This is a genomic window from Actinomycetospora succinea, from assembly GCF_004363095.1.
Lineage (GTDB): Bacteria > Actinomycetota > Actinomycetes > Mycobacteriales > Pseudonocardiaceae > Actinomycetospora > Actinomycetospora succinea.
On sequence record NZ_SNYO01000004.1, the window covers coordinates 85,165 to 100,319 of the forward strand.

17 protein-coding genes are annotated in these 15,155 nt (G+C 75.6%); 12 read left to right on the forward strand and 5 right to left on the reverse strand.

Translation table 11 applies throughout. The annotated features are described in order from the left end of the window. The first annotated feature begins 52 nt into the window (after window positions 1-52). Entirely contained in the window at window positions 53-838 is a 786-nt protein-coding gene (locus EV188_RS15505) for an N-acetylmuramoyl-L-alanine amidase (protein ID WP_243741734.1), read from the forward strand. Window positions 839-854: 16 nt separating this feature from the next. Here the strand turns inward: EV188_RS15505 and EV188_RS32605 are convergent, their stop codons facing one another. Further along, on the reverse strand, window positions 855-1,238 hold the full coding sequence (locus EV188_RS32605) for a hypothetical protein (RefSeq protein ID WP_243741735.1): 384 nt from the start codon (window positions 1,236-1,238) through the stop codon (window positions 855-857). Window positions 1,239-1,595: 357 nt separating this feature from the next. Between EV188_RS32605 and EV188_RS15515 the strand changes: the two genes are divergently transcribed. After that, window positions 1,596-3,185, forward strand: a complete 1,590-nt coding sequence (locus tag EV188_RS15515; protein WP_133827205.1) for an aldehyde dehydrogenase family protein — start codon at window positions 1,596-1,598, stop codon at window positions 3,183-3,185. 76 nt (window positions 3,186-3,261) lie between these two features. Continuing rightward, window positions 3,262-4,323: a potassium channel family protein gene (locus EV188_RS15520; RefSeq protein WP_133827206.1), complete on the forward strand. Its 1,062-nt coding sequence runs from the start codon at window positions 3,262-3,264 to the stop codon at window positions 4,321-4,323. Window position 4,324: 1 nt separating this feature from the next. Here EV188_RS15520 and EV188_RS15525 read toward each other — a convergent pair whose 3' ends face one another. The 3 genes from EV188_RS15525 to EV188_RS15535 form a co-directional block, all read right to left on the reverse strand. Beyond that, entirely contained in the window at window positions 4,325-5,236 is a 912-nt protein-coding gene (locus tag EV188_RS15525; protein WP_133827207.1) for an SAM-dependent methyltransferase, read from the reverse strand. Between the two features lie 47 nt (window positions 5,237-5,283). Continuing rightward, window positions 5,284-5,634, reverse strand: a complete 351-nt coding sequence (locus EV188_RS15530; protein ID WP_133827208.1) for a hypothetical protein — start codon at window positions 5,632-5,634, stop codon at window positions 5,284-5,286. A 477-nt stretch (window positions 5,635-6,111) separates the two neighbouring features. Then, window positions 6,112-6,342, reverse strand: a complete 231-nt coding sequence (locus EV188_RS15535) for a hypothetical protein (RefSeq protein WP_133827209.1) — start codon at window positions 6,340-6,342, stop codon at window positions 6,112-6,114. A 255-nt stretch (window positions 6,343-6,597) separates the two neighbouring features. Here EV188_RS15535 and EV188_RS15540 point away from each other — a divergent pair, with 255 nt between their 5' ends. The 6 genes from EV188_RS15540 (at window position 6,598) to EV188_RS15565 (ending at window position 12,306) form a co-directional block, all read left to right on the forward strand. Next, complete coding sequence (locus tag EV188_RS15540) at window positions 6,598-7,653, forward strand: LCP family protein (protein WP_243741736.1); 1,056 nt, start codon at window positions 6,598-6,600, stop codon at window positions 7,651-7,653. Window positions 7,654-7,672: 19 nt separating this feature from the next. Next, window positions 7,673-9,163: a mycofactocin dehydrogenase MftG gene (gene mftG, locus EV188_RS15545; RefSeq protein ID WP_133827211.1), complete on the forward strand. Its 1,491-nt coding sequence runs from the start codon at window positions 7,673-7,675 to the stop codon at window positions 9,161-9,163. A 162-nt stretch (window positions 9,164-9,325) separates the two neighbouring features. Beyond that, window positions 9,326-9,595 carry a hypothetical protein gene (locus tag EV188_RS15550; RefSeq protein WP_133827212.1) on the forward strand — a complete coding sequence of 90 codons (270 nt, stop codon included), beginning with the start codon at window positions 9,326-9,328 and terminating at the stop codon, window positions 9,593-9,595. Window positions 9,596-9,623: 28 nt separating this feature from the next. After that, window positions 9,624-10,871, forward strand: a complete 1,248-nt coding sequence (locus tag EV188_RS15555; protein WP_133827213.1) for a PQQ-binding-like beta-propeller repeat protein — start codon at window positions 9,624-9,626, stop codon at window positions 10,869-10,871. A 28-nt stretch (window positions 10,872-10,899) separates the two neighbouring features. Beyond that, window positions 10,900-11,307, forward strand: coding sequence for an SRPBCC family protein (locus tag EV188_RS15560; RefSeq protein WP_133827214.1), 408 nt, complete (start codon window positions 10,900-10,902; stop codon window positions 11,305-11,307). A gap of 126 nt (window positions 11,308-11,433) precedes the next feature. After that, entirely contained in the window at window positions 11,434-12,306 is an 873-nt protein-coding gene (locus EV188_RS15565) for a hypothetical protein (RefSeq protein WP_133827215.1), read from the forward strand. 2 nt (window positions 12,307-12,308) lie between these two features. Here the strand turns inward: EV188_RS15565 and EV188_RS15570 are convergent, their stop codons facing one another. Further along, the gene (locus tag EV188_RS15570) at window positions 12,309-12,767 is read right to left on the reverse strand and encodes a universal stress protein (RefSeq protein WP_133827216.1); all 459 of its coding nucleotides are present in this window, start codon (window positions 12,765-12,767) and stop codon (window positions 12,309-12,311) included. 185 nt (window positions 12,768-12,952) lie between these two features. Here EV188_RS15570 and atpF point away from each other — a divergent pair, with 185 nt between their 5' ends. The 3 genes from atpF to EV188_RS15585 all read left to right on the forward strand — a co-directional run bounded on the left by atpF (window position 12,953) and on the right by EV188_RS15585 (window position 15,151). Continuing rightward, entirely contained in the window at window positions 12,953-13,456 is a 504-nt protein-coding gene (gene atpF / locus EV188_RS15575) for a F0F1 ATP synthase subunit B (protein WP_133827217.1), read from the forward strand. Window positions 13,457-13,657: 201 nt separating this feature from the next. Then, on the forward strand, window positions 13,658-14,029 hold the full coding sequence (locus EV188_RS15580) for a hypothetical protein (protein WP_208114221.1): 372 nt from the start codon (window positions 13,658-13,660) through the stop codon (window positions 14,027-14,029). 321 nt (window positions 14,030-14,350) lie between these two features. Further along, entirely contained in the window at window positions 14,351-15,151 is an 801-nt protein-coding gene (locus tag EV188_RS15585) for a hypothetical protein (RefSeq protein ID WP_133827219.1), read from the forward strand. Window positions 15,152-15,155: the final 4 nt, after the last annotated feature.

Genomic DNA, 15,155 nt, shown 5'->3' on the forward strand with positions numbered 1-15,155 from the left:
GACGGCGATAGCCGTCCGAAGTGCTCACCTGCGCGCAGCGCACACTGATCACGTGCTGTACCGGGTGTTGATCGTCGGGACGCTGCTCGTGCTCGCCGGGTGCGGGTCGCCACCGCCCCCGCCGGCCCCGGCCCCGACTGCCGTGCCGATGGCCCGGGAGGCACCCCGGGAAGCGCCACGCGCCGCCGCGCCGGCCCCCGTCGTCGTCCTCGACCCCGGGCACAACGGCGGCAACGCCGACGCCACGGACGAGATCGCGCGCGAGGTCCCCGACGGCCGCGGCGGGACGAAGCCGTGCAACACCACCGGCACGGCCACCGCGGACGGGTACGCCGAGCACGCGTTCACGTGGGACGTTACGGCGCGGGTGACGCGGCTGCTCGCGGCGCGGGGGGTCGAGGTGCGCTCCACGCGTCCCGACGACACGGGTGTCGGGCCGTGCGTGGACCGGCGTGCGGAGATCGCCAACGAGGCCGGAGCCGCGCTCACGGTCTCGATCCACGCCGACGGCGCCGCGCGGGACGGGCGCGGGTTCCACGTCGCGCTCTCGGACCCGCCGCTCGCCGCATCGCAGCGCGAGCCGTCGGCGGCGCTGGGCCGGGCGCTCGTGGCGGGGCTGGAGGAGCAGGGGTTCACGCCCTCGACCTACCGCGGGGAGGGCGGGATCGACCGGCGCGCCGACCTCGCGGGGCTCAGCCTCGCGCGGGTGCCGTCGGCGCTGGTGGAGTGCGCGAACATGGCGAACCCGGCGGAGGCGCGCGTCGTCGCCGACCCGGCGGGGCGCCAGCGCTACGCCGAGGGGATCGCGGCGGGGATCCTGGTGACGCTGGGCCGGTGAGTCAGGCGGTGGTGACTCAGGCGGCGGTGTCGCCCGTGCGGTCCTGGTGCCAGCGCACGACCCGGACGACGACGTCGTCGAGGCCCTCGCGGTCGAGCGTGATGCGCATGTCGTCGGCGATCTCGACGGCGTCGAGGCCGGGGAACGGGCCGTGCGCGTCGACCTCGCCGGTCTGCGGGTCGACGGCGAGCACGACGTAGCCGTCGCACCGGTCGAGCTCGGTCTGCGCCTCGATCCAGTCGATCCGCGCGAGGTCCTCGATCTGCTCCGCGTGCCCGAGGGCGAGCCCGACGTCCTCGGGCGACACCGGCGCCGACCCACCGGGGGTCGCCGTCAGGGGGTCGGTCGCCGACGCCTCGGCCGGGTCGACACGTGCGCAGCACGGGGGATCGTGGTCCATCGGTTCCTCCTCCACGTCCGGCGCTGGGGTACCGCGCGCCGTCCCGGTCACCCACCGCGAGAACGACACCGTCGAGTGACGACGGGAGCGCCGCGGCGGGTTGCTGTCACGAGTGGTGACGCGAGGGTGCCCACACTCTGACTCAAGCTTTCAACTATTCACCCGTGCGGGTGTGCCGCTCGGCGACGGGCGCCACGGCGTGCGGTCGAGTTCGACGGGCCGTGTCGGTGTGCTCACTGCGTGTCGCCACCGGACGGGCCGGATCCGCGACCGGACCTCTCCGGTCCGGTGGTTCCCGGGGCGCGGTCCCGGTGCCTAGGGTCACCTCGACGCCCAGACCGCCACGGGAGGACGGCCATGAGCGACGACTCCACCCTGCACGTACCCGAGAGCCTCACCTGGTCCGCCGTGACCGGTCGTGTGCGCGACCTGGTCGGCGAGGCCTTCACCGAGGACGGGCCCGCGAACCTCATCGACGGCGAGTGGCGGGCGGTCGGCACGCCCTCCGAGCAGATCAGCCCCAACGACGGGTCGTCGCTGGGCACGATGCTCAAGCTGGACGCGGCGACGGCCACCGACGCGGTGCAGCGCGCCGCGCAGACCCACCGCGGCTGGGCGGGCACCGAGCTCGACGAGCGCCGCCGCAAGGTCTCCGCCTCGCTCGAGGCCATCGAGGGGGCCCGCGACGACCTCGCGCTGCTCCTGTCCTGGGAGATCGGCAAGCCCTGGAAGGCGGCGTGCTCCGACGTCGACCGCGCGATCTCCGGCGTGCGCTGGTACGTCGACGAGATCGAGGGGATGCTCGCGCGCGACGTCGAGGGCGCGCCGGCCAAGCGGGTGCCGCTCGAGGGCCCCGTCTCGAACATCGCGAGCTGGAACTACCCCATGAGCGTGCAGGTGCACGCCGAGCTCGTGCAGTTGCTCGCCGGCAACGGCGTCGTCGCCAAGACCCCCACCCAGGGCGGCTGGATGACGCTGACCGTCGCGCACGCCCTCATGGCGCGCGAGGGCCTGCCGGTGACGCTCGTGTCCGGCGACGGCTCGGAGCTCTCCGACGCCCTCATCCGCTCGCCCGAGATCGGCGCGCTCGCGTTCGTCGGCGGGCGCTCCAACGGCGGCAAGGTCGCCGCGCAGCTCGCCGACACCGGCAAGCGCCACATGCTCGAGCAGGAGGGCCTCAACACCTGGGGCATCTGGGAGTTCTCCGACTGGGAGTCGTTCTCGGAGATCCTCAAGAAGGGCTTCGAGTACGCCAAGCAGCGCTGCACCGCGTACCCGCGCTTCGTCGTGCAGCGCAAGCTCGTCGACCAGTTCCTGGCGACGTACCTGCCCGTGCTCGACGGGGTGCGCTTCGGGCACCCGCTGGCGGTGCCGCAGGGCTCGTCCGGGAGCACCGACGACCTCCCGGCGCTCGACTTCGGCCCGCTGATCTCGGCGTCGAAGGCCCAGGAGCTCGACGACAGCGTCGCCGAGGCCCTGCGTCACGGCGCGGTGCCGCTCTACCGCGGGAGCAAGGACCACGGCACCTTCCTGCCCGGCCAGGACACCTCGGCCTACCACGCGCCGGTGTCGATGCTCGCCCCGCCGGGGGCGTCGCGGCTGATGCACGAGGAGCCGTTCGGGCCCGTCGACTCGATCGTCGTCGTCGACACGGAGGCCGAGCTCCTCGCGCACATGAACGCCTCCAACGGCGCGCTCGTCGCGAGCATCGCCTCCGACGACACCGCCCACGCCGAGCGGCTCGCCGAGCAGGTGCAGGCGTTCAAGGTCGGGATCAACAAGCTGCGCTCCCGCGGCGACAAGGACGAGGCGTTCGGCGGGCGCGGCGAGTCGTGGAAGGGCGCGTTCGTCGGCGGCGAGTACCTCGTGCAGGCCGTCACCGAGGGCCCGCCCGGGGAGAACCTCTACGGCAACTTCCCCGGCTACCACCGGTACCCGGCGACCTGACCGTCCGCGCGGGTAACCTCCCCCCGGCGCGGCAGCGGGCCCGCCGAGTCGTCACGTCGGTGGGGAGGGCCCGGGCATGGTCCTGCGGAGCCGGGTGTCGCGCGACGTCCCGGGGGGCCCGGCGGCCGGGGCCACGGTCTTCATGCCGGAGGGCCGTGTCGGGCCGGTCGTCGCGCTGCTGCGGCGCCTGTTCCTCGCGCTCGGGGCGCTGACCGCCGCCGCGCTGATCGTCTACTTCCAGCGCGACGGCTACATCGACAACAACAACGACGACGGCATCGGCCTGATCGACGCGTTCTACTACGCGACGGTCTCGCTCTCGACCACCGGCTACGGCGACGTCGTGCCGGTGACCGAGTCGGCGCGGCTCTGGACGATCCTCGTCATCACGCCGCTGCGCCTGCTGTTCCTCATCGTCCTGGTCGGCACCACGGTCGAGCTGCTCACCGAACGGTCCCGCCAGGCGTTCCGCATCCGACGGTGGAGGTCGCGCGTGCGCAACCACGTGGTGGTCGTGGGCTACGGGACGAAGGGCCAGGCCGCGGTGACCACGCTGCGCGGGGACGGCCACGACGTCGAGCACATCGTCGTCGTCGACACCGACCGCGGGCGCCTCGACGCGGCGTCGGCGCTCGGGCTGGTCACGGTGCGCGGCGACGCCACCCAGTCGTCGGTGCTGCGCACCGCGGGCCTGCCGCACGCGACGGCGCTGGTCGTCGCCACCAACCGGGACGACACGGCCGTGATGGTCACGCTGACCGCCCGCGAGATGGCCCCGAAGATCACGATCACGGCGGCCGTGCGCGAGGCGGAGAACGTGCACCTGCTGCGCCAGTCCGGCGCCGACTCGGTCGTCGTGTCCGCGGAGACGGCGGGGCGCCTGCTCGGCATGGCGACCACGACGCCGGCCGTCGTCTCGGTCGTCGAGGACCTCATCTCGCCCGAGGCGGGCATGAGCATCGGCGAGCGCGTGGTCACCGAGGCCGAGGTCGGCGGGTCGCCGCGCCACCTGCGCGACATCGTCCTCGGCGTCGTGCGCGACGGGCACGTGCACGCGATCGACGCGCCCGAGGTCGACGCCCTCGAGCGCGGCGACCGCCTGCTCTGCGTGCGCCGGGCCGGCCCCGACGAGGGCTGACCTACGTGCGGGCTTCCAGGAGCCGGGCGGCGCCGTAGATCTGGGCGAGATCGGGGTCGAGCGGGCGACCGTAGTCCTCGGCGAGGTCGCTCGCGGTGCGCCCCGTGACGCTCCAGCCGAGATCATCGAGGCGCTCGGCGGCGTCGGGGCGGTCGTCGGCGAAGAACAGCTCGCGCACGTCGATCCCGAAGCGGCGCGACAGCGACGCGAGCCGGGAGTCCTCCTGGTCGAGGTGCGCGACGATGTCGCCGAAGTGCTCGACGGCGAGGTGGCTGCCCGGCGCCGAGAGCTCGGTGACGCGGTCGAAGAGGTCGATCTCGGCCTGCGCGGGCAGGTAGGGCAGCAGGCCCTCGGCGAGCCAGGCGGTCGGCGCCTGCGGATCGAAGCCGGCGTCGCGCAGCGCGCCCGGCCAGTCGTGGCGCAGGTCGACCCGCACCACGACGCGCCGGGCGCCGCCGCCGGCCTCGACGGCCTGCTGCCGGGCCAGCACGTCGTCCTTGAAGTCGAGCACGCCGTGCTGGTCGACCTCGAAGACGGTGGTGCCCGCGGGCCAGTCGAGACGCTGGGCGCGGGTGTCGAGGCCCGCGGCGAGCAGCACGACCTGGCGCACGCCGGCGTCGGCCGCGGCGGTCAGGGCGTCGTCGAAGAAGCGCGAGCGCACGCCGATGTACGCCGACTGCTCCTGCCAGTCGGCCTCGGTCGCGCCGCCGTCCTCGCCGCCGAGGTCCTTCGCGTCCTGCGGCCCGGCCGGCAGCCGGACCTCGTCGGCCGCGGCCTCGACGAACGCCTCCGCGTACGGGTCGTCCACCAGCCCGTCGGGGCGGTGGGTCTCCATCGCCCGCCCGCTGGCCACGCCCAGGGCGGTGACGCCCACGCTCTCGGTGATGCCCCACTGGTCGTTCTCGGTGCGCATGCCGACCGGGTTCCCCGATCGTTGCGCAAGCTAACGAAAAACAGTTCTCAGCGGTGGACGGACATGCGGCACCCGGGGCAGTCCGCCTGCTCCGCGCGGAGGCCGGGCACCACCTGCTCGACCGCCGCGCCGCAGCGGGCGCGCAGACCCGCCGGGTCGCCGAGCTCGCCGGTGGTGACGTCGACGACGTGCCTCCTGCGGTCGTCGCGGCCGGCGGCGACGAGGGTGAGCGTGCCGTCGGGGGACGGGTCGCCGGGCGTCGGCCGCGGCGGCTCGCCGGGGTCGGGTCGCGTGTCACCGAACGGTGGCGGCGGCACCGAGGAGGGCATCGGGTCGAGCCCGCTCGCCGGGCGTCCGCCGGGCCGCGCGTCGGGGTGGCCGGGATCGGGGACGGTCATCGCTCGCCTCCTGGTGGGCGTCGTTCGAGCGATGCGGCATCGCTGGCGTGTGAAGCCAGGATCGCCACATCCTCGCTCGCGCGATACGCCGGGACGTGCGCGCGGCTCCACGGTAGGTCGCGCGCGCCGCGCTGTCGGCCCGGGCGGCGTTCACCGCGCGCGAACGGGCGGCTGCCGGAGATCACGGGCGTCGCCACGCACCCAGATCTCGCGCGGAGGTGCACGCCGTCGCCCCTGATCACGGGGCGAGGGCGGGCGTCGCCGACCGTGGCGCGGCCGGCGGAGATCACGGGCGACGCGACGCACCTCGATGTCGCGCAGAGGTGCACACCGTCGCCCCTGATCACGGGGCGGGGGGCGGGCGTCGCCGACCGTGGCGCGGCCGGCGGAGGTCACGGGCGACGCCAGGCACCCGGACGGCCCGCGGAGGTGCACGCGGTCGCCCCTGATCACGGGGCGAGGGCGATCCGGCTGGGCTCAGGAACGCCGGCGCGGCAGCGGCATCGCGGGCGCGTCGCCGGTGGCGGCGGCGCGCCGCCCGGGACGCTCGGCGGGGAGGTCGCGCAGGCCGTCGAGCACGCGGGCGAGGACCTCCGGGCGCGGGGCGGGGACGTCGCCGACGGCGACCGCGGCGGCCTCGGTCACGACGTCGCTCGCAACCTCGTCGGCCCCCGGAGCGTCCATCACCGTGTCTCGATCGGGCGTCACCCGTCCGAGGCTAGGGCGGGACACACGTCCGAGGGGTCGTACGCCGGCCGACGGGCGGGGGACGGCAGGCTGGGCGCGACGACCGCGTGAGAACGAGGTGTGGGCGAGCTGTCACTCTGGGTCGACCAGAACGGGCTCACACCGCGCGGCGCGTAACGACCGCCGCTCGTCGTCCGAGACAACGCGAGTGAGGAGCCGGCCAGCGGAGGCCGGTCCCGCGGGAGCAGGGGTGGTCGGGGAATGAGCGTCGGCGGGATGATCGACCAGGACGGTCGGGGGCCGGACCCGGACGAGGAGCGCGGCCGGAAGCGTCGTGGCGTGCGGGCCCTCGTCTACGGGCTCATCGCGCTGCTGGTGCTCGTGCTGCTCGCCGCGGCCGGCGTCGTGATCGTCACCCAGCAGCTGGGCTCGCAGGTCGGCCGCTACCCGTCGGTGTTCGCGCCGATCGACCCGTCGTCGCGCCCCGCCGACTCGGGCGGGCAGACGTTCCTGCTGATCGGCACCGACTCCCGCTCGCCCGACCCCACCACCGGCACCGACGCCGCGCCCGACGCCGTCTTCGGCTCGCAGCGCAGTGACGTGATCATGGTGGCGACCATCGCCGAGGACGGGCAGAGCGCGAGCGTCGTCTCGATCCCGCGCGACTCCTACGTCGACATCCCCGGCCGCGGCAAGAACAAGGTCAACGCGGCGCTGGCGTTCGGCGGCCCGCCCCTGCTGATCCAGACCGTGGAGCAGCTCACGGCCGTGCACATCGACCACTACGCGGTCATCGACTTCGCGGGCTTCGCGCAGATGACCGACGCCGTCGGCGGCATCGACGTCAACGTCGGCCAGGAGTCCGAGCGCGACGGCGTCGTCGTCCCGGCCGGCGAGCAGCACCTCAACGGCGAGCAGGCCCTGGTCTACGTCCGCGAGCGCAAGAGCCTGCCCGGCGGCGACCTCGACCGCGTGCGGCGCCAGCAGGCCGCCCTGCGCGCGTTCCTGGAGAAGGCGCTCTCGTCCGGGACGCTGTCCAGCCCGACCGGCGCGTACTCGCTCGTCGACACCGTCACCCGCCACGTCGGCGTGGACGACTCGCTGTCGAACACCGGCCTCGCGCAGCTCGCGGTGAGCATGCGCGACCTACGGAACTCGAACGTCTCGTTCCTGACCGTGCCCGTCACCGGGACCGGGATGGAGGGCGACCAGTCGGTCGTCTACCTCAACCAGACCGCCGGGCGGGACCTGTGGTTCGCCGTCAACACCGACGCGGTGCCGCAGTACGTCGCCACCCGGCCGCAGGAGCAGCTGTCCGACACCCCGCGCTGAGAGCGGGTATGCCGGTCCCATGAGCTGGGACGTCGTCGTCGTCGGAGGGGGCTCGGCCGGCTGCGCGCTGGCCGGGCGCCTCTCCGAGGACCCGGGCCGGCGGGTCCTGCTGCTCGAGGCCGGGTCGGCGGTCACCGAGCCCGGCGCGTTCCCCACCGACGTCCGTGACGTCGCGTCCCTCGGCGCCTGCGACCCCGACGGCCCGCACACGTGGGACGTCGGGGTCGAGCTCACCCCGGGGCACCGCACGCGCGTCGGGCGGGGACGGCTGCTCGGCGGGTCGAGCGCGGTCAACGGCGCCAACCACATCCGCCCCACCCGCGCCGACCTCGACTCCTGGCCGGGCTGGTCGTTCGACGAGACGCTGCCGTACTACGTGCGCGGCGAGCGCGACCTCGACATGACCGGTCCGCTGCACGGCGACGCCGGGCCGGTGCCCGTGGTGCGCCCGGCGGGCGAGCTGCGCGCCGCGGTGACCGAGCGCTTCCTCGAGGCCGCCGTGCGGGTGGGGGTGCCCCTCGAGATCGACAAGAACGGCGACCAGCCGCCCGGGGCGGGCCTCATGCCGGCCAACGTGCGGCGCGGGGTGCGCGTGAACGCCGCGATCGCCTACGTCCTGCCGCACCTCGACCGCCCGAACCTCACGGTGCGGGGCGACGTGACGGTCGCCCGCGTGCTGCTCGACGGCGACCGCGCGGTGGGCGTAGAGGGGATCGACGGCGAGCGCATCGAGGCGGGCGAGGTCGTGCTGGCCGCCGGGTCGGTGTGCACGCCGCAGCTGCTGGCGCTCTCCGGGATCGGCCCGCCCGACGACCTGCGCGCCGCGGGGCTGCCCGTGCACCACGAGCGGCCCGGCGTCGGACGCGGCTACACCGACCACCCGAGCGTCTACCTGTCCTTCCCCGACACCTCGGGCGACGCCGTGCACCCCGAGGCACCGGGCGCGCAGGCCGCCGTCCACCTCGACGCCGGCGACGACCCCGCCGGCGACCTGGAGATCCTGCTGTTCGCGCGCCCGTTCGCGCCGGGCGGGTCGTGCCACCTCATGTGCGCGCTGCAGGCGCCCGAGAGCCGCGGGGTGATGACGTTCGCGGCGGACCCGCGCACGCCGCCGCGCCTCGAGCACCGCTACCTCGCCTCCGGCCACGACCGCGCCCGGATGCGCCAGGTCGTGCGCCGCGCGGGGGAGCTGCTCGCGGCGGGCGGGATGGCGCTCGAGCCGACGGGGACCCCGGACGGCAGGACCCTCGACGACCGGGCGCTCGACGCCTGGATCGCCGCGCACCTCGGGACGTCGGCGCACCTGTGCGGCAGCGCCCGGCTCGGCACGGCCGACGACCCCGACGCCGTCGTCGACCCCGAGCTGCGCGTGCACGGGCTGCGCGGGCTACGCGTCGTGGACACCTCGGTGCTGCCGACCGTGCCTCGCCGCGGGCCCGCGGCGACGGCGCTGATGCTGGGGGAGCGGGCCGCGGACCTCATCGCCGGACGGGTCGCCGCCCCGCTGTGACCTGCTGCGACGTCCGTTTCGTCCCCCTTGGTGGCGCAGCGTCCGGTCGCCGTCACCGGACACGGTCACAGCTACGACACGATGGTGTGGATCGAGGTCACGTCCACGGTGATCGCGACGACACTCCTCGCGAGACCCGCTCGAGGTGATCGAGGAGAACCGATGTCGTTCCTGCGCCGCCGTGCCGACGCGCCCGTTGTCGCCGAGCCCGGCCGCACGCCCGACATGCCCGCGGAGGACGCCGTCGAGGACGCCGGGCCCCCGCGCCGCCTGACCCGTTCGGAGCGCAAGGCCCTCAAGGCCGAGCAGGCCGCCGCCGCCGAGCTCGCCGCCCGCGTCGCGCGGGCCCAGCGCCGCCTCGCCCAGGCCACCGGCCCGCTGCCCGTCGTGCCCCAGCGCCGCTCGTCGGAGAACGTCGTCCCGACGGAGTGACCGCGGCGCGCATGGAATCCTGCGCGGCGTGCCTGCCCGTCTGGTCGCCGTCGTCACGGCGATCACCGCCCTGCTGCTCGCTGCCTGCGGCGGGTCCCCCACCGGCGCTGCGCCGCCGCCGTCGTACGACCCGCCGACCGGCTTCGGCGCACCCACCGGCAACCTCTTCGGCGGCTCCGGGACGCGGGTGTTCGGGCGCGACGCGGCGTCGCTGCCCGCCGCGCTGATCGGGACCGCGATCTGGGGCACCGACGGCGGGCGCGTGCTGCGCACCGACTCCACCGGCGCCGAGGTGCCCGGCCCCGCCGCCCCGGCGGGCCGCTACGCCGCAGGCAAGCCGGTGGCGACGCCCGACGGCGCCGTGCTGGTGGGGGCGTCGAGCGTCGTGCCCGGCTCCGGCACCACCCCGCCCGGCCTGGCCGTCGACCTCCTCGCGTTCGACGCGCAGACCGGCGCCCTGCGCTGGAACGCCCCGACCCAGCTCCCGTGGGCCGACCGCCCGCCGGCGGTGGCGATGAAGGTCGCCGGCGTCGTCGCCGGGGTCGCCGTGCTGACCGCGAGCACCGACGCGCAGCGCACCGCGATCGGCGTCGACCTGACCTCGGGGCGCGTGCTGTGGACCGCGGACGGGGTCGCGGTCGACGCGGTGCTCGCCGACGGGCCCGCGGGCGGGACCGCGCTCGGTGTCGCGACCGCCCCCGGCGAGAGCCGCGCCTACGCCGACTCGACGATCGTCGGCCTCGACGCCGTCACCGGGCTGCGCCGGTCCGCGCCGCCCGACGTGCTGCGCGCCCCGCAGATCACGCCCGCGGGCCCGGGCCTCGCGGTGGTCAGCGGCCGGACGGGCGCGACGACCCTCGCCGCGCCGTCGGCGTCGCTGCGCTTCGTGGACGCGCGCGGCGCGACCGTGCGCACCGTCGACGTCGGGAACACCTACTCGCCCCCGCGCTGCGTCTGGGACGAGGCGGCCACGACGGTCTGCGGTGGCGACACCCGCGTCTTCGCGGTCGACGCGGGGACTGCGGCGCCGCTCTGGGAGCTCCCCGACCCGCGGGCCAACCGTGTCGCGCCGCGGATGACGACGGCGTGGCACGGCGCGGTCTACGGCACGACGGTCAACGGCCCCCTCGTCCTCGACGCCCGCACCGGCGCCGACCGCGAGACGCGGCCGGGCGCCGCTCCGGTGCTGGTCAACGCCTACCTCGGGCTCGGGGCGGAGACCTCCGGGGTGGCCGGGTTCGGCGGGGGCGCGACGATCACGCCGGCGGTCCGCTGAGACCGGCGGACCCGGGGTAGCCCCGGGCATGGGTGACTACGAGCACACGACCGATGTCCGCCGCCCGCCGGAGGAGGTCTTCGCCTACCTCGCCGACGTCGAGCACCTGCCCGAGTACTTCAGCGGGCTGGAGAAGGCGTGGAGCAACGGCGGCGAGGAGGTCGGCGTCGTCGCGAACGTCGAGGGGGAGCGCTACGAGGGCACGGCGTGGATGCACGCCGACCCGGACGCCAAGAGCCTGCGGTGGGGCGCGGAGCGCTCGAGCGGCTACCACGGCGAGCTGTTCGTGACGGGGATCGGCGACGAGGACTCGCGCGTCACCGTCACCCTGCACACCGAGCGCGCCGACGGCCCCGGCATCCGCGCCGGCCTCGAGCAGACGCTGGCCGACCTCAAGCGGATCCTCGACGGGTCGGGCACCGAGCGGGTCGGCTGATCCGGTGGGCTGAGCGGGTCGAGTGATCGCGGCGGCCGAACAGGGCGACTGAATCGTTCGACGTGGCGGCGATCACGTCGCTCTGGCATCGTGAGTGATTCGGACAGCCCACTGGACGGAGAATCCGTGCGCCTCCCGTTCGGCCGCCGCCGTTCCACCACCAGCAGTGCGGCCGGCGGCGCCACCGCGCCGCCACGGGCCACCACCACGGCTCGCCACGTGCCCGGTCCCGACGTCATGGTCGGCATGGAGTACCTCGACCTGCCCGCCCGCGAGCCGGTCCGCATCCCCGCCCCGGAGGTCGCCGTCTGCGGCATCGACCCGCAGGTCCCCGGCACGCCGGCGGTGCCGCGCCTGCACGTCGTCGTCGGTGACGACGGCCCGCGCCCCGACTCGGTCTCCGAGCTGCTCGAACGGGCCGGCGGGGCGGGCGGCGTCCGGGTCCGCCGGCTGACCGTCGACGTCCGCGGCCTGCGCGACGTGCTCGAGAGCCGCGGCGGCTGGAACCTGCTCGCCGCGCTCGTGCGCGAGCCGTCCGACCGGGTCACCAACGCGGTGTTCCGCGCGACGATGGCGGGCCCCGCGCCCGACGGCCCCGGGCCGGTCGGCGCGGTGCTCGAGGACGGCGACGTCGACGTCGAGGTCTGCGTGGTCGGCGAGGGCGACACGGTCGCCGGGCGCTGCCGGCGCGAGCTCGGTCGCGGGCGCCTGTCGCTGACGACCTTCCTCGCCGAGTCCGAGCGCCTCACGCGCCGGCTCGCCGAGGCCCTCGCTCGCCCGCGCGACCGCGGCACGCGGCGCTCGTTCGAGCAGGCGCTGGGTGACGTGCTCGCCGACGCGCCGCTGTCCGAGCTGCTCGGACGCCACCGCGAGGCGCCCTACTGCTCGGTGCCCGGCACGTGGGCGACGCCCCCGACGCCGGCCACCCCGGCGCCCCGGCGCAGCGACCTGTCCGAGCAGGTCGAGGCGTCGGCGACGCTCGAAGAGGCGGCCCGGTAGTCCTAGGTCGTGTGGACGATCAGCACGTCGGTCGGCGAGCGGCGCGAGACCTCCGCGGGCACCGAGCCGAGCAGGCGCCCGGCGAAGCTCGCGAGGCCCTTGTTGCCCACGACGACGAGGTCGGCGTGGTGCAGCTCGACCTTGTCGCAGATCGCCTGCACCGGCTCGCCCTCGACGGCGACGGTGTTGACCTCGTCGACGCCGGCGCGGCGGGCGACGTCACGGGCGTCGCGCAGCTTCTCCTCGGCCGGGTTCGACCCGATGATCTTGTACGCCTCGTCGCCCAGCGCGCGCTCCGCCTCGGCCCGGTCGCGGGTGTCGCTGCGGCCGCCGCGCTCGTACGCGCAGATGATGAGGAGCTTCGCCCCCGCGTCCGCGGCGATCGCCGCGGCCCGCGTGACGGCCGCGGTGGCCGAGGAGGAGCCGTCCGTGCCCACCGCCACCAGCTTGTAGTCGCTCACGGCGGCACCCTAGGTGGAGCCGCCGCGCCACGACGGTGTGGGGGCTCACCGGTGACCCGGGGTCGCCGCGCGGGGGGAGATCGGACAGACTGTGCGCGAGCGCCCGACCGGGCGGTGCCGTCGCGCTGCCGGTCCGCGGTGCCCGCGACGCAGGACGACGACCCGAACAGGCGGTGCAGCCGGCGATGACCCTGGCGAGTGGCTACTTCGTGCTCACCCCGATCTGGCACGAGATCGTGATCGGGCTGATCGCGTTCGGCGCGCTCTTCTTCGTCCTCTCCAAGGTCCTGCTGCCGCGTCTGGAGAAGGTCTACGCCGAGCGCCACGACCGGATCGAGGGTGGCTTCGAGCGTGCCGAGCAGGCCCGCGCCGAGGCCAAGCGCGTCCAGACGGAGTACCGCACCCGCATCGGCGAGGCCCGCGACGAGGCCGCGCGCATCCGCGACGCCGCCCGCGAGGAGGGTCAGCGCCGCCACGACGAGGTGCTGGCGAACGCCCGCGAGGAGTCGGCGGGCATGGTCAGCCAGGGCCGCGAGGAGCTGGCGACCCAGCGCTCCTCGGTCGCCTCGGACCTGCAGCCCGACGTCGCCCGCCTCTCGCGCCGGCTCGCCGGCCGGATGCTGGGCCGCGAGATCGGTGACGACGAGTACCGCCAGGTCGTCGACGAGTACCAGACGCAGCGGGTCTAGTCCCCGCCGCGAGAACCGGACTCCGCGGACATCACGTCCGCGTGAGGTCACGGCCAGATCACGATTGCTGCGTGTCGCGCACGACGAGGCCTCGCGTCGGTAACGACCTCGCCCGATTCCCGATGAGTGCCCGAGAACACACCGGGCGAACGGGGCAGGCGCATGGGCGAGCGGGCGGATGGGAGCGGCACGGCGAGCACGGTGCGTGGTCGCGGTGGGACCCGGCTCGTCGGCCGTCTCCTCGTGGTCGCGGCCCTCGCGGTCGGCGGCCTCCTCGGCAGCGCCGAGCTGCCCGACCCCGGTCCCGCCCTCGCCGCAGACCCGGTGCCGGCCCCGGCGCCCGTCCCCTACGGCGGGGCGCTGGACAACCCCGACCCGGGCGGCTCGTTCGACGACTCGCAGGTCCTCGAGGTCGCGATGCTCGGCCTCGGGGCGCTGAACGGCCTGGCGTTCGCCGCCGTCGTCATCGTCAGCCGGTTCCGCGGCAGCTCGGCCGCCGAGACCCGGCGCGCGCTCATGACGCGGACCACCGCCGGCGTGCCGTCCGGCCCGCGCCGCCGAGGCGCCCACTGACCGTCGGTCAGCGGCGCACCGACCACGTCCGTACCCTGCGTACCGCGCCGTCTACGTCCAGGCGGCCGATCCGGTGGCGCTCATCGGCGCTGATTCCTGCTGGTAACCGGCCTACCGGGTGAAGGAGATCCCCCGAACGGGCTGTTCCGTGAGCCGTCTGCAACGCGTCACGCTGGCAGGGACGATCCACCGGGTGACCCTGTGTCGCCGTTCCGACGCCCTCGGCGTCCCCGGTGGCGTCACGCCCCCGCCCGTGAAGGAGCGCCGTTGTCGACCGACGCCGCGACCCCCGAGACACCCGTGCCACCCGATCCCGACGGGGTGACCGACGGGTCAGCGGTCGACGGCTCCCCGTCGGACGACGCGCCGTCCGACGAGACCGCGACCAGCACCACCACGCCGGCCGGCACTCCCGCCACCCCGGCCGCACCGTCCGTGGAGGACGAGGAGAGCGCCGGGGACGCCGCCGAGGACGAGACCGACGCCGCCGACGACCCGGCCGCCGGCGACCCGGCCGACGACGACCCGGCCGCCGAGGAGCCCGAGCCTCCCGTCGTCGCGCACGTCCCGGCCCAGGCCGCGCCCGTGCACGAGACGACGCGCGGCACCGCCGGGCCCGGTCCCGTGCCCGACGACGCCGGCGGCCGGCTCACCGCCCGCCTGCGCGAGGCGCGTGCCCGGCTCCAGCCGGAGCAGACCGTGATCCCGGCGCCGCGCACGCCCGAGGGCGTCGTGCCGCCGGCCCCGTTCCGCCGGGCGGGACCGCCGCCGGCCGACCTCCTGCGCGCCGTCGACGAGCTCGCGGCGCAGCTCGTCGAGGTCGAGGACGCGGGCGGGCAGGACGCGTCCCCCGAGCGCCGGGCCCTGCTGCGCGCGCTCGACCGGTCCGCGGCCGGCGTGCCCGACGGCGGGTGGTCGGGCGAGGACCGTGTCGACGCCGAGGCGCTGGCCGGCGCGTCCGACCTCGCGGTGACCCTGCACGACGCGGCGGCCTCGCTGGTCGAGCGGCTCGACGCCGAGGAGCGCACCGGCTCCGCGGTCGAGGTGGACGCCGTGGCCACGGCGCTGCAGGTCGCGCGCATGGTGCTCGACCTGGAGGGGTTCGCCCGGCACGGCCGCTGATCCG

Excerpts from the sequence above, each read along its gene's own strand:
- EV188_RS15560 (WP_133827214.1), top strand. The coding sequence starts at position 10,900 with ATGGGTGACTACGAGCACACGACCGATGTCCGCCGCCCGCCGGAGGAG.
- EV188_RS15515 (WP_133827205.1), top strand. The coding sequence starts at position 1,596 with ATGAGCGACGACTCCACCCTGCACGTACCCGAGAGCCTCACCTGGTCC.
- mftG (WP_133827211.1), top strand. The coding sequence starts at position 7,673 with ATGAGCTGGGACGTCGTCGTCGTCGGAGGGGGCTCGGCCGGCTGCGCG.
- EV188_RS15530 (WP_133827208.1), bottom strand. The coding sequence starts at position 5,634 with ATGACCGTCCCCGATCCCGGCCACCCCGACGCGCGGCCCGGCGGACGC.
- EV188_RS32605 (WP_243741735.1), bottom strand. The coding sequence starts at position 1,238 with ATGGACCACGATCCCCCGTGCTGCGCACGTGTCGACCCGGCCGAGGCG.
- EV188_RS15550 (WP_133827212.1), top strand. The coding sequence starts at position 9,326 with ATGTCGTTCCTGCGCCGCCGTGCCGACGCGCCCGTTGTCGCCGAGCCC.
- EV188_RS15520 (WP_133827206.1), top strand. The coding sequence starts at position 3,262 with ATGGTCCTGCGGAGCCGGGTGTCGCGCGACGTCCCGGGGGGCCCGGCG.
- atpF (WP_133827217.1), top strand. The coding sequence starts at position 12,953 with ATGACCCTGGCGAGTGGCTACTTCGTGCTCACCCCGATCTGGCACGAG.
- EV188_RS15540 (WP_243741736.1), top strand. The coding sequence starts at position 6,598 with ATGATCGACCAGGACGGTCGGGGGCCGGACCCGGACGAGGAGCGCGGC.
- EV188_RS15525 (WP_133827207.1), bottom strand. The coding sequence starts at position 5,236 with ATGCGCACCGAGAACGACCAGTGGGGCATCACCGAGAGCGTGGGCGTC.